11 protein-coding genes are annotated in these 12,732 nt (G+C 67.9%); 5 read left to right on the top strand and 6 right to left on the bottom strand.

Annotated elements, in window-relative coordinates; all coding sequences use genetic code 11:
* Positions 1-104: 104 nt before the first annotated feature.
* Positions 105-746 (top strand): dihydrofolate reductase family protein, encoded by a 642-nt coding sequence (locus ABZT47_RS24690; RefSeq protein WP_354846394.1) that lies wholly within the window; start codon positions 105-107, stop codon positions 744-746.
* Entirely contained in the window at positions 743-1,297 is a 555-nt protein-coding gene (locus ABZT47_RS24695) for a hypothetical protein (RefSeq protein ID WP_354846397.1), read from the top strand. The genes ABZT47_RS24690 and ABZT47_RS24695 overlap by 4 nt, the downstream gene beginning before the upstream one ends.
* A 38-nt stretch (positions 1,298-1,335) precedes the next feature.
* On the opposite strand, the gene def is transcribed toward ABZT47_RS24695, so the two are convergent.
* On the bottom strand, positions 1,336-1,878 hold the full coding sequence (def, locus tag ABZT47_RS24700; protein WP_354846399.1) for a peptide deformylase: 543 nt from the start codon (positions 1,876-1,878) through the stop codon (positions 1,336-1,338).
* A gap of 194 nt (positions 1,879-2,072) precedes the next feature.
* Entirely contained in the window at positions 2,073-3,062 is a 990-nt protein-coding gene (locus ABZT47_RS24705) for an NAD(P)-dependent oxidoreductase (RefSeq protein WP_354846402.1), read from the bottom strand.
* A gap of 221 nt (positions 3,063-3,283) precedes the next feature.
* Between ABZT47_RS24705 and ABZT47_RS24710 the strand changes: the two genes are divergently transcribed.
* Positions 3,284-3,685 carry a hypothetical protein gene (locus ABZT47_RS24710; RefSeq protein ID WP_354846405.1) on the top strand — a complete coding sequence of 134 codons (402 nt, stop codon included), beginning with the start codon at positions 3,284-3,286 and terminating at the stop codon, positions 3,683-3,685.
* Here the strand turns inward: ABZT47_RS24710 and ABZT47_RS24715 are convergent.
* Positions 3,674-6,412, bottom strand: coding sequence for a hypothetical protein (locus ABZT47_RS24715; protein WP_354846408.1), 2,739 nt, complete (start codon positions 6,410-6,412; stop codon positions 3,674-3,676). The genes ABZT47_RS24710 and ABZT47_RS24715 overlap by 12 nt on opposite strands.
* Before the next feature lie 223 nt (positions 6,413-6,635).
* Between ABZT47_RS24715 and ABZT47_RS24720 the strand changes: the two genes are divergently transcribed.
* Positions 6,636-7,328: a hypothetical protein gene (locus ABZT47_RS24720; protein WP_354846411.1), complete on the top strand. Its 693-nt coding sequence runs from the start codon at positions 6,636-6,638 to the stop codon at positions 7,326-7,328.
* A gap of 178 nt (positions 7,329-7,506) precedes the next feature.
* Here the strand turns inward: ABZT47_RS24720 and ABZT47_RS24725 are convergent, their stop codons facing one another.
* Positions 7,507-8,238, bottom strand: a complete 732-nt coding sequence (locus ABZT47_RS24725; protein ID WP_354846414.1) for a sulfite exporter TauE/SafE family protein — start codon at positions 8,236-8,238, stop codon at positions 7,507-7,509.
* A gap of 528 nt (positions 8,239-8,766) precedes the next feature.
* Positions 8,767-10,134 carry an ISNCY family transposase gene (locus tag ABZT47_RS24730; protein ID WP_354846417.1) on the bottom strand — a complete coding sequence of 456 codons (1,368 nt, stop codon included), beginning with the start codon at positions 10,132-10,134 and terminating at the stop codon, positions 8,767-8,769.
* A 124-nt stretch (positions 10,135-10,258) separates the two neighbouring features.
* Here ABZT47_RS24730 and ABZT47_RS24735 point away from each other — a divergent pair, with 124 nt between their 5' ends.
* On the top strand, positions 10,259-10,540 hold the full coding sequence (locus tag ABZT47_RS24735; protein WP_354846419.1) for a hypothetical protein: 282 nt from the start codon (positions 10,259-10,261) through the stop codon (positions 10,538-10,540).
* A gap of 63 nt (positions 10,541-10,603) precedes the next feature.
* Here the strand turns inward: ABZT47_RS24735 and ABZT47_RS24740 are convergent, their stop codons facing one another.
* Positions 10,604-12,676 carry a cellulose binding domain-containing protein gene (locus tag ABZT47_RS24740; protein WP_354846422.1) on the bottom strand — a complete coding sequence of 691 codons (2,073 nt, stop codon included), beginning with the start codon at positions 12,674-12,676 and terminating at the stop codon, positions 10,604-10,606.
* Between the last annotated feature and the right edge of the window lie 56 nt (positions 12,677-12,732).

The raw sequence follows: 12,732 nt of genomic DNA on the forward strand, positions 1-12,732 counted from the left end.
ATCGAGAATATCGATGAATGTTCCGAAATAGTGCCATTAGACGTCATCTGTTTGGCGCGCCATGCTCGTTGGTGAACGCGGGCAAGTCGACTGAGGAGACACACATGAGCAAGCTGAGGTGTCACATCTCGATCTCGCTGGACGGGTACGTCGCCGGCCCGAACCAGAGCGTGGAAAATCCGCTCGGCGAGGGCGGCGAGCGGCTGCACGACTGGGTGGCCACGCTGGCCGCCTTCCGCCGGGCCCACGGCGAGGAGGGCGGCGAGGTGAACCCGAGCACGCCGGTGTTCGAGCAGTCGATCGAGAACATCGGCGCCGCGGTGATGGGCAGGAACATGTTCGGCCCCATCGGTGGCGGCTCCTGGGTCGACGAGCAGTGGAAGGGCTGGTGGGGCGACAACCCGCCGTACCACTACGACGTGTTCGTCGTGACCCATCACCCCCGCGACCCGGTGGAGATGGAGGGCGGGACCACCTACCACTTCGTCACCGACGGGATCGAGTCGGCACTCGACCAGGCGAAGAAGGCCGCCGACGGCAAGGACGTCATGGTGTGGGGCGGCGGCCAGGTCGTCCGGCAGTACCTGGCCGCGGGGCTGCTGGACGTGCTCGAACTGCACGTCGTCCCGGTGCTGCTCGGTAGTGGTTCCCGCCTCCTGGAGAATCTCGGGGACGTACGGCTTGAGCAGGTCCGGGCCGTCGAGGCGCCCAGCGTCACCCACCTCAAGTACCGGAGAGTGTCATGAACCGCCTCCAGACGTTCATCGACGACGTCGCACTCGTGGTGGACGGCACCGGCGACGAGCACGAGATCACGGCGCGGGTCGGCGAGCTGATGTCGGCGCTCCTGGCCGAGGGTCACCGGCTGCCGCCGGAGCTGACGCGGGCCTCGGCCGCGCGTCACCTGACGTACCCGATGTACATCGCCCCCGACGACGGCTGGTCGATGGCGTCCGTGGTCTGGGACGTGGGCCAGCGGACCAACGTGCACTCACACGAGACGTGGGGTGTCGTCGGCATCTACGCCGGGGTCGAGCACGAGACCCGCTACCTCAAGCCGACCGAGTCCACCCAGAGCGGGCCGCTGACGCCCGCCGGCGACGCCCGGTGGACGCCGGGGCAGGTGACCGTCTGCTGCACCACCGATGACGACGTGCACGCCGTCACCGCCGTCGGCAGCGAGCCCACCATCGGGATCCACGTGTACGGCGGCAACATCGGCACGACCAAACGGCGGGAGTACGACCCCGAGACGGGCGAAGTGCGCTGGTTCGTCTCCGGCTGGGACACGCCTTAGGGGTGAGGAGATCGCTCCTGACATTCGTGGGCGGGTGCTCAGCGATGCGGGCTGGTCTTGACGACCGGCGGGGCGGCCGGGTCGTACCAGCCGGCCTGACGGATCGCCTCGATCATCCGCGCGCGCCTGTCACCGTCCACTCGGTCGAGGAAGAGCACGCCGTCCAGGTGGTCGGTCTCGTGCTGGATGCAGCGTGCGAGCTGGCCGCTCCCGACGATCTGCACCGGGTCGCCGTGCGAGGTGAAGCCCTTGGCGACGACGTTCATGCGGCGCCTGGTGTCGAGGTAGACCCCGGGGATGGACAGACAGCCCTCGGGCCCGTCCTGCTCCTCTTCGTCGGGGAAGTCCACAACCGGGTTGACCAGGTGGCCGAGCTCACCCTTGGCGAGGTCGGGATGGAAGACCAATACCCGCAGGCCCACGCCGATCTGGGGGGCGGCCAGCCCGGCCCCGTTCTTCTCGTGCATCGTCTCGGTGAGATCGGTGATCAGTTGGCGCAGCTCGGCATCGAAGTCGACCACCGGCGCGGCCGGCTCACGCAGGATGGGATCGTCGAACAGCCGGACGGGTTGAACGGTCACGCGGGAACTCCATCGCCGGGGGACATGAACGGAAGGACGTGGCGGCGGCACATGACGCACCACGTAGCCCTGTCACAGCGGGGCCTGTCGTCAGCGCACCACAGAAGCGATGCCCGTGACCATGTAAAAGTACCGAAGTTCCATGTTTCAGGTGATCTCCCACGAGGGCGGTGAGACCGTGGCGCGCGGGGTCGTCACCTCACGGGAAGCTCATCTCCGCCAGGCCTTTCTCCACCTTCACGTCGGGCGAGTAGCCCAGTTCTCTGCGCGGCGGTGATGTCGTAGGACCGGTCACGGCCGGTGAAGCTCACCAGCCAGTTGGTCAGCGGGGGCGCCGTCTTGCGGCGAAGCAGGCGTGCCGTGGCGTCCATCATCGCGGCGATGGGCGCCGCCATCGCCAAAGGGAAGCTGCGGCTCGTGGACAGATCCACGCCGCGGGTCGCCAGCAAGGGGGTGAGGAAGTCTCGTATGGGCATCGGTGTGCCGTCGGTCACGTAGTACACCCCGCGGTGGCGGCCCCGTGTGAGCGCAAGGAGTGCGGCACCGGCCAGGTTTTCGACGTGCACGAAGTCGACGATGTGCTTACCGTGATCGATCCAGGCGAACCGTCCTGCCTCGGCGACCTTGACCATGTCGTTGATCGTCGTCATTGCGCGACCCCAGATGAACGGCGGGTGGAGCACGACCAGTTCGGTGTTCTGGCTGTGGGCTTGCAACAGTGCGCGCTCCGTGGCCAGCTTGACCCGGCTGTAGGCGATGTTCGGCCGGCCTTGCGGCGTCGACTCGTCGATGACGGGTCGACGTTGACTTCCCGTGGAGACGGAGGCGGCGCTGATGAGCACGAAGCGTCGCACCCCGGCTGCGACGCTCGCGGCGTGCAGGGCGACGGTGGGCACGTGATTGGCCTGTTCGAAGAGCGAGTCGGGCCCCCAGAACTCCATGTGAGCCGCGGCGTGCACGACCGCGTCGGCCCCGCGGAGCTGGGAGAGCCAGATCGGCGCCGGGGAACCGATCCGGCCGAGCTCGGCGAGATCGCCGGGAACGGCATCGGCTCCGGCCGTACGTACCCGCTGAATGCTCGAGCCCGATCTGGCAAGCGCCATGACCTCATGTCCTTCGGCGACGAGGCGATGGACCACAGCGCCGCCGAGGAAACCGCTGCCGCCGGTGACGAAGACCTTCATGCTTGCACCCCTTGTGATCGAGTACGCGTTTGTCGTGCGTGCCGGGTTGTCGGTGCCGCTCGGCACGCGATCCCGGCCGCCCATCTCGGATGCATAGCCATCGAATAGTTTGATATCAATGCATCGACTCCCTCGCGACGTGCGGGAGATCCTCGCGCAGCCGAGGTTCGTCCTGCGGCCCGACGAGTCGCACCGGCCGGAGAACGCGGACCCTGGGCCGGTTGTTCTACGAGTTCTATATCGAGCAGGCGGCCGAGGTGCTGGGCATCGGCTGGCCGGCACTGCGCCGCGTGCAGATGGCCTACGGCCCGAAACTGTTCAGCCTGATCGAGAGCGTTTCGACCAACTCGCGGCCGCCTGTGATGTCGACGTGGTCATCGCCCTCCGCAGCCCTGCGTTCGGCCCGCCTGAACATCGTGGGCAGCGGCATCGGCTCGGTCCCGGGCCGCGACTTCATCAAAGAGCTACCCAAGCTCGCCTCCGCGATCACCGGCGGCGCGTTCGACGTCCGAGTCCGCACCCTGCCCCTCGCCGAGGTCGAACAAGCCTGGACCGACGCCGCCACCACCCGCGACCGTGACCACGCCGCGGAGGTGGCGAGGCTTGTGGGTTCACCCGCATAAGGAGACCCGCGGCGTGTCGGGGAGGTACCGATTCCAGTCGAGTTCCACCCGGCCGGCGCACGTGTGGTGGATCACTCGGGACAGGTTGGGGTCCACCTGCCACAGGGCGCCGCTTCCGGAGTTGAGGACCAGCAGTTCGCCGGTCGCCGACAGGAGCCGGGGGCGTGTCAGCGGCAGGCCGTCGAAGTGGAGGGACAGGACGACGGCTCCTGAGGACAGGTCCCACATTCTGATCGAGTCGTCGTCCAGCGCGGCGGCCGTACGGCCCTGCGGATCGAAGACGACCCAGGTCGGAGACCCCATGCCGTCGGCGTGGACCATCGTGCGCGGCGATCTCGGGTCGGTGGCCTTCAGCACGGTCAGCTTCCCCGATTTCGTTCCGACCACGGCCACCGTCCCGGCGGGCCCGGCGTAGGGATACACCACGTCCGGGGTGCGCATAAGGGTCGCGATCCGCGCACCGCCGAGGCTCCACAGCTCGACGGCGTACTGCCCGCCGTCGCGGCGGGTCAGCACGATCCCAGAGCCGTCCGGGACGAGCGCCGCGCCCTCCACGTCCCTGGCCGGGAGCCGGCGAACCGATCCATCGGCGTCCCGCCACACCACGGTCGTCCGGTCGGCTCCCGTGGCGACCAGCAGTCCACCGTCACGAGTGAGGTCGTTCACTATCGAGAGATCGGCTGGTACGGCGATCTCTCGTGGATGGTCAGGATCGGAGACGTCCCACAGATGGAATCTGGTAGGCGCGTGCCAGGTGAGCAGGCGGCGTCCGTCGGCGCTGCTGCTGTAGAGGAAGGCGCCGCCGGGCAGAACGCCGGCGGGCCGCCAGGCGGTGCCGTCCCGGCGCCAGAGTTGATAACCGGAGTACTTGCCAGACCGAACGGTCCGGGGGGTGACGGCGACCCGGAGGGGCGTGTCCTGGTAGCCCTCACCGAGGGTCGTCGCCCCCGCTGCGGCGTGGGCGAGGATCAGCGCCGCACGGGTCTCGGCCGTGGGGCTGATTCGGTAGGCGGCCAGGGCGAGCGCCGCCGCGTCGCGCGGCTTGGTGAGCAGGAGGGCGCGGGCGGTGTCGGCCGCGCGCAGGCTGATGGCCTCGTTTCTCCGGTGGTCGGCTTCGCTTTTCGCCGTGACGGCCAGGCCGACGGCTCCCGTCAGCAGGACGACGAGAACCGACAGGGCGGCGATGAGCACTCTGCGCCGGCGTCGCCGCCGGTGTCGCCTGGTTTCGCGGAGCCTCTGTGCCGTCAGGCCGGCGTCGAGGAAGTCACGTTCGACCGGGTTGAGCCGGTCGAGTAGACGGTCGATCGCGGTCAGGCGCTCACCGCGCCACAGCAGGTCGGGATCGCGGCCATGCGCCTGCCAGGCCGTGGCCGCCTCGGTGACCAGGCGATGGGCCCGCAGAAGGTCCCGGTCTTCGGCGATCCAGGCGGCCAGCCGTGGCCACGCACGCAGCAGCGCCTCGTGGGCCAGTTCGGCGCCGTGGTCGTCCACGCTGACCAGCCGGGCGGCGGCGAACCGCTCCAGCGGGCCGTGCGACGCCCCCAGCTCGTCGCGCCGAAGCCGCCGTTTGGTGTCCTCGGTGCCGTCGCCGGGAGTGACCAGTCGCAGGAACATCAGCCGGGCGGCGTCCCGCTCGCCGCCCGTGAGCTGCTGGAAGGTGTGCTCGGCGGTGCGCGCCAGGGCGTGCTCGACGCCACCGACGTCCTGGTAGCCGGCCAGGGTCAGCACCATGCCGCGGCGGCGCCGCCAGGTCTCGGCGAGCACGTGCGACACCAGCGGCAACGCCGACGGCTGCCCGGTGACGTCCGACATCAGCCGGGCCAGCAGGGCGGACTCCACCGAGGCACCCGCCCGCGCCGCCGGCTCGGTGACGGCGCGGCGCAGCTCGTCGGGCGACATCGGGCCGACCATCAGCTGAGCGCGGTACAGGGCGGCGACCAGCTCGGGGTGGCGGCTGCAGTGGCCGTAGAAGTCGGCGCGCACGCCCAGCACCACTCTGCCGCGCGGAGAGGCGGCGGCCGTCAGCGCCCGCACCAGCCACAGCCGGTCGTCATCCGCGCAAAGGGTGAACACCTCCTCGAACTGGTCGACGATCAGCAGCAGGTCGTCGCACGCCTCGGACAGCAGGCCGCGCAGGGCGTGCGGGTCGGTGGCGAGTCGCTCACGGACGTGGGCCAAAGGCTCGTCGACGAGGCCGGCCACGACGGTCGCCACCTCCGTGACCGGGTCGGAGCCCGGGGTGAGGACCAGGACGGTGCGTTTTGATTCGGCGGCCAGCCCGGCGCGCAGCAGCGACGACTTGCCGGCGCCGGAGGCGCCGAACACCCCCACGAACGGTCGCTCGTCCACCAGGCGCGCCAAGGTCTCGGTCAGCGCCTCCCGGCCGAAGAACCGGTCGGCGTCCTGGACCTGGTAGGCCGCCAGCCCGACGTACGGCGACGACGCCTGCCCGTCCGGCGTGGCATCGGACGCGGCCAGCTCCCGCCACCGCTCCCGCCACGCCTCGACATCGCCTTCACAGGCCGCGACGAACGCCACCGTCACCGCAAGGCTCGGCAACCTCCGCCCGGCCACGGCCTCCGACAGCGCCGCCGCCGAATAGCGGGCCCGCCTGCCCAGTTCCCGGTACGACGGCTGCCCGGCCTGCCGCCGTAATCGCCGCAGATCACCGGCGAACCGAAGCAACGGCGTGTCCTCGACGCCCAGCGGACGTTCCTGACGTGGCACTGACCCCCCTTACGCCGACATCGTCGCAGACGATTTTCATCACCGTCGGCAAGAGCCTGAAGTTGTACTTCCTCTGACATTCGAGCCGGGCCAAATGTTCGAGGTTCGTTGTTCAGTTTCCGGCGGCGAACCTGAACACGCCGCCTGCCCCTAGCGTCTGGCTCACTCCGCTCCCGATCGATCGGCCATGCCCGGCGGGAGCCTCGCCTCAGAGAGGAATCACATGCCATTTCCGAACCAACGCCGTCCACAGCGCGAACCGGAACCATCTCGTGGTCTCCCGCGGCGAGGCGCCCCATACGCGACCCGCGCCACGGCCGGTGACGCCACGCCCTCCCCGGCGCAGCCTTCGGCCGGCGATCGTCGGCGCACGTGGCGACCGCTGATGCTCATCGCCGCGCTCATGCTCGTCCTGCTTCCCAGCGTGGCCCTGGCAACGCCCAGCCAGGCGGCCGGACTGTTCACCTTCCGGGGACACCTGCAGCAGTGGGCGACCGGCCGCTGCCTGGACGGCAACTACCAGGTGCTGTACACCAGCCCGTGCCAGGCCGGGAACAACTGGCAGACCTGGGAGATCAAGGGGAACTACGGCCCGCGCCCCGGGCACAGGGCCGGCACCCCCGACTACAACGTCGTCCAGATCCGCAATATGCACACCAAGCTCTGCATCGAAATGTTCGAAGGCACGATCGAAATAACCAGAGAATATACCTTGCGGATGCGCGACTGCGTCAGCGATCCAATCCACAACGACACCCAAGGGCTCGACGCCCGCGGCCCGAACTACAACAACGTCCAGTTCGTGAACCCCTTCGACGGCCCGCTCTGCATCGACGCCGGCTCGAACGGCAAGGCCTACGCGCTGGAATGCAACTACGGCACCTACCAAACCTGGCGCCTGACCATGCGCCAGTGACCGCACGGGGCCCGGCGCCTCCGGTGCCGGGCCCACCATCCCGACCGGCCCAACCGGCGCTCGCCCGAACATTCGACGAACGCGGCAGGCCTGATCAGCTGGGCGGGGCTGTACGGGTTGACGATCCACATCGGACCGAGCCGCACCGGGTCAGGCTCTGGCGTGTCCCGAACAGATGTCACAGGCCGGCGAGGAAGAGCAGGCCGGCGGCGACGAGGCCGATCTCGACGAGCAGGACGAACATGCGGTCGCTGACCCGTCCGACGATCTTCTTTCCGGTCCATGCGCCGGCCAGGGTGGCCGGAGTGAGAACGGCGCCGTAAAGAACGACGCGGCTGGTGAGCAGGTCACCGGCGCCGTAGGCGGCGATCTTGGTGAGATGCATGGTGAGGGCGGCCGCGGCTTCGGTGCCGATGTAGGCCGCCCGGGTCAGCCCGTAGGCCAGGAAGAACGGGGCGGTCAACGGGCCCACCGAGCCGAGCAGAGCCGAGCCGAGCCCGGAGGCGGCGCCGACGCCGATGAAGGCCCGGTCGCGGGGCTTGGCGGTGTGGGGGTTCCGCCGCCGCCAGATCACCACGCCGATCAGGAACCCCCCGAGCACCCTTTTCAAGGGGCTGAGCGGGGCGTGGACCAGCACGAGCGCGCCGGCGACCGCTAGGGGGACGGCGCCCAGGGCGAACCAGCCGACCAGCGGCCGGCGCAGTTCGCGGCGGTTGAGCCAGGCCCGGCCGCCGTTGCTGGACAGTTGGGTGAGCGTCAGCATCGGGACGGCGAAGCGCAGCCCGAACAGGGCGGTGAAGACGGGCAGCAGCAGTACCCCGCCGCCGAACCCGGCTACCGCGGACAGCAGCGCCAGGGCGAACGCCGCCAGCGATGCGGCCGACAGTGTCGGCAGCAGGTCGAGGGTCACCGGTCCAGCCTGCCAGCGACCACACGCCGGTCACAGCCGGGCCGTCGTTGTCAGGGTGACGGCGGTCATCGCGGCGAGCAGAATCTCGCCCGTGATCGCCGGCTCGATGACTCAAAGCATCGGTCCAGGGTTGCGAGGTGCAGCGTCAGAGATCTACAGCCTCTGTAGGGACGGGGACCAGATGGGGACCACACGTTATGCGTCCAGCCGAACAAGCCGCATGTCAGCGGACGCTGTTCGAAGCTGTCTAAATGCCGTTGAGCTGCGGAAACGCCTACTCCCACTTCCTGGGGTCAGGGGTCGCAGGTTCAAATCCTGTCGTCCCGACAGACCTTTCTTTATGTCGGCCGGCTCATCGCGTGTGGCTACACCACCCGCAGCCGGGGACCTGCCGTCTTGAGTCATTTTGCCTAGCTATAGCTACTTGCCCCTGAAAAAGAGGCTTTGAGGCTCGGGCGGATCTTGCCGGTCGGTTGAGGCTTGATCGAGTTGGCTGGGTGTCGGCTCTGCCGGAGCGGCAGCCGGTAGTCAGCCGCCGATCACGGCCATCCGCTGCAGGTTGTAGGCGAAGATCCCCAGCCCGGCCCAGGTCTGAGCGCCTCCGAGACGGCGTAGCCGGGTCCGGCGGAGTCCGAATGTCCGCTTGAGGTGACTGATACGGGCTTCGACTCCCACCCGCCAGTTGCGCATCCGCCGGAAGCTGCGGGTGTGCTCGTACTCACGCCGGGACTTGCTGAGGGTGCCACCACGCTGCAGGCCGATGTGCCGCACCCCCAACTCGGCCAGGGCCTTGTCTGCTGCCGCGGTACCGAATCCGCGATCGCCGACGACGGTGGCTGGGACACGGCCGGTCCGCTCGATGACCTGCTCGACAGCCGGCACAAGTTGGGGAGCATCACTGGGATTGCCCTTGTTCAGCCGATGGAAGCAGATGAAGCCACGTTCGTCTTCGGCCACCAGCAGGGTGTAACCGAACTGGGTCGGGTGCTGGGGCTTGCCCTTGCGGATCGGACGGGCATCGGGGTCGGCCAGCGACACCATCCGGTCGGGGATGGTGCGGTTGCCGGCTAGGCGTTGCGTGGTCTGAGCCAGCAGCCGACCGGTGCCCGACACCGTCTGCTCCAGATCGTTGATCAGGCGTGCGAGCCGCCTGGAGGGCCGACGCGATAGGGCACGGCGGGCATTGCGGATCACCTGGGCCACCTGCGCCGACGTCGTGGCCGCGATGCCGGCGATCTCGCCGGTGAGCCGATCGATCTCCCCCAGCGCCTGGCCGGTGCGCCGCCGCAGGGTGCGGCTGATCTGCTTCAACCGGCGCCCCGCTGAGCGGCTGCGGTTGCGAAACGGGGTCCGGATCGCCGCGCCCGCCGCTTTGATGCGCCGTACCAGCCCACCCAGTTTTCGGACCCCGTGCTCCAGAAGGTCGGCATCTGTGGGGTGGTCGATGTCGGCTTCGACCACGGTGGTGTCGATGCGCAGCTTGTGTCCTCGCAGTAGCTTGTCCTCCGTCAGCTTGCCCACCAGTGCAGTGTTGAGCTGGTCGAACACCTCTGGTCCCGCCCGCCGGACCAGTTTGATCAACGTCGTTGAGTGCGGCACCCGCCCATCCAGTGGAATGCGGCAGAAGCGACGCCAGCTGATGGAATCGGCGACTTCCCGGCACAGCGATTCATAGCCCAGCTGGTAGCGGTGTTTCAGGTACAACATTCGCACCAGGCAGGAGATCGGCACCGACGGGCGGCCCAGCCGGGCGTGGAACAACCCTCTCCAGGGTGCAATGAACCGCTCATCATCAAGGTAGGCGTCGATCCGGGCCAGCTCCTGCGGTAGCCGCGTCACCTCCTCCGGCAGCAGCGTCTCCCACAACGCGATCTGTTGCCCCGAGACACGCAGCACCGGTTACCACCTCCGGCGGGAACGACATCGACGTCATTCTCAACCGGCCGAGCCTCCCAGCGCTGTGATTGCCGAGGTCAGAAGTGCCTACCTCGAACCCTTCTTCAGGGGCAAGTAGCTAGTGATGGCCAATTTTGTCATCGCCGCCACCTTCATCGCCGTGCTCGTGGCCTGGGACCTGTTCGGCGACCTGCCGCCGCCGCTGGACGTGGCCGGGAACAAAGGCTCCACCGTCATCGTCGGCCTCAACAGATCGGCGGCGTGGGAACCGTTCGCCGATCATGTCCAGTACGCGGGAGAACTGCTGCCGGACGGCGCCGCTCGGACTCCCCCGGGAGAGTTCTTCCGGACGTTCATCGGCATTCTGCCGTCGACCAAGGGCTGTAGGCCGGAGTGTGCGTGGTGAGCCGGTGGGACCCCGGCCTGCGGCAGGGCAGGCCGAGGTCCCATCGGTGACCCGACGTTCCCGTCAGGAAATGGCGCAGCTGACGCCGTTGAGGGCGAACTGGTCAGGCTTGCCGGTATTGCCGGTATGGGTGGCCTGGAAGCCGATGTCGGTGGATCCGCCTGCTGCCAGCGTTCCGTTGTACGAGACGTTGCGCGCGGAGATCTGACCGCTGGAGCCGGTGTAGGTGGCGTTCCAGCCGCTGGTGATGGTCTGCCCGCCAGGAAGGGTGAACGCCAGAGTCCAACCGTTGATCGTTGATGTGTCACGGTTGGTGATGTGGATGCTGGCGGTGAACCCGTCGTTCCAGGAGTTCATCGTGTAGCCCACCTCGCAGGCACCGGACTGGCTCGGCGACGGAGTGGGGCTCGGCGAGGGTGTGGGGCTCGGTGACGGCGTGGGACTCGGCGAGGGCGTGGGGGTCGGTGACGGTGTGGGCGTCGGTGAGGGTGTGGGGGTCGGCGACGGCGTGGGGGTCGGGGCCGTGGAGAAGGTGATGTTGGAGACGTAGGAGTTGATGTTCCAGCTCGCGTCCGCGTCGGTCGAACTGGTGACGGGTTTGCCCTGGACGGTGAAGTTGGTGAAATGTACGCCGTTGATGTTCACGGCCGACGAACGACCGTGCAGGTTGACGACCTTCTTCACGTCGGAGGAGACGTTGGTGAAGTAAGCGTCGCGGATCGTCGCGGTGTTCTGCACGGTTCGCCAGGAAGGCGGCCGGTCCTCCTCCAGGTCGATCAGGCTGTCGGTGTTCTCCACCCTGATGTTCTCCCACCGGGTGTTCGAGACAACGGCCGTGTCGACCGCGTCGATCACCATCGAGCGTCCCGCCTTCACCACGTCGATGTCACGGAACTCGACCCCGTCCATCGACCGCCCTTCCGTCTTGGTGCCGATCTTCGCGCAGCCGGAATTGCTGTAACAGACGACATGCTCGTGGACGACGTTCTTGGTGTCGATCGCACCGGCGGTCGTGTCCTCGTTCTTGGTCGCCATGTTGTCGTCACCGGTGTAGAGGAAGGCGTTGGACAACAGGCCGTTGGTCGACTCGTCGAAATCCACACCGTCGGTGTTGTTGTAACCCGTCGTGGGCCGACAGTTGATCAGCTTGTAGTTCTTGATGGTGACCTTGTCGCTGCGGTAGACGAGCGTGTTCCAGTAGCTGGAGTCACGGACGATCGGGCCGTCGACCTCGATGTTCGAGCTCTGCTCGATCTTCAGCAACGCCAGATTCAAGCCCTGCGCCCGCAGCGACTTCCCGTTACCGTCGATGACACCGCGGCCCAGCAGCTTCGCGTTGCTGACCTGGTACACCCGCAGGGAAGCATGCTGCATGCCCTCGATGTTCACCCCGCCGCTGCCGGTGTTGAAGTCCGCCTTGTTGTTCGAGCCGTAGAGGACCGCACCGGCGGCCAGATACAACGTCATGTTGCTTCTCAGCCAGAGCTCGCCGACCAGGTACTTGCCCGCCGGCACGTACAGGATATTGCGGGTCGCTCCCGACGCGGCGTTGATGGCACTTTGGATCTTGGCCGTGACGAGTGTCCCCCCGGTGTTGTCGACCCCGTAGTCGGCCAGGCTCTTGACGTTGGCGTCCCCCAGGTGCGGCGGAGCGGACTCGGGTGCGTCAATGAGGATGAACAGCAGCTCTGCGGAGTCGAACTGGACGATCAAGTAGTTCGGGCCGCTGTCGAAGGTGATGGTGTTGCCGCTTCTGGTGACCGCCAGCTTCCGACTCTTGGGGCTGACGGTGTAGGAGTTGAAGCTTTGGGCGACGGTGACGGAGAGCCTGGCGGTGCCCGCCGCCATCGAGCAGTGCGCGTAGTGCACCTGCATCTCGGGAGCGAACTTGGTCATCTTCTCGACGTACAGCGGGGAGCCGTCCGCCGTGACGGTGTAAAGGGAACTCTTCGTGGCGCCCGGCAGCGCGGGATCGGCGACGCAGCCGCCGGCTGCCAGGCCGGCCGAGTCGTTGCCGGCCGGGCCGGTCGCCGCAATCGCGCCGTACTCCGGCACCACGAGGGCGGTCGCGCCGACGCCGACGCCGACGGCAAGCAGTGTGCTGATCAATAGCTTCGCCAGAGATTTGATCTTCACGGGGATTCCTTGTTGTGGGGAGGGCATGGAGCGCTGAGCGACTCGCATCAGAAACC

The sequence above is a fragment of the Sphaerisporangium sp. NPDC005289 genome (genome assembly GCF_040607455.1).
GTDB lineage: Bacteria > Actinomycetota > Actinomycetes > Streptosporangiales > Streptosporangiaceae > Sphaerisporangium > Sphaerisporangium rhizosphaerae.

Coding starts and splice junctions, on each gene's coding strand:
- ABZT47_RS24695 (WP_354846397.1), top strand. CDS start 743: ATGAACCGCCTCCAGACGTTCATCGACGACGTCGCACTCGTGGTGGAC.
- ABZT47_RS24720 (WP_354846411.1), top strand. CDS start 6,636: ATGCCATTTCCGAACCAACGCCGTCCACAGCGCGAACCGGAACCATCT.
- ABZT47_RS24735 (WP_354846419.1), top strand. CDS start 10,259: ATGGCCAATTTTGTCATCGCCGCCACCTTCATCGCCGTGCTCGTGGCC.
- ABZT47_RS24705 (WP_354846402.1), bottom strand. CDS start 3,062: ATGAAGGTCTTCGTCACCGGCGGCAGCGGTTTCCTCGGCGGCGCTGTG.
- ABZT47_RS24690 (WP_354846394.1), top strand. CDS start 105: ATGAGCAAGCTGAGGTGTCACATCTCGATCTCGCTGGACGGGTACGTC.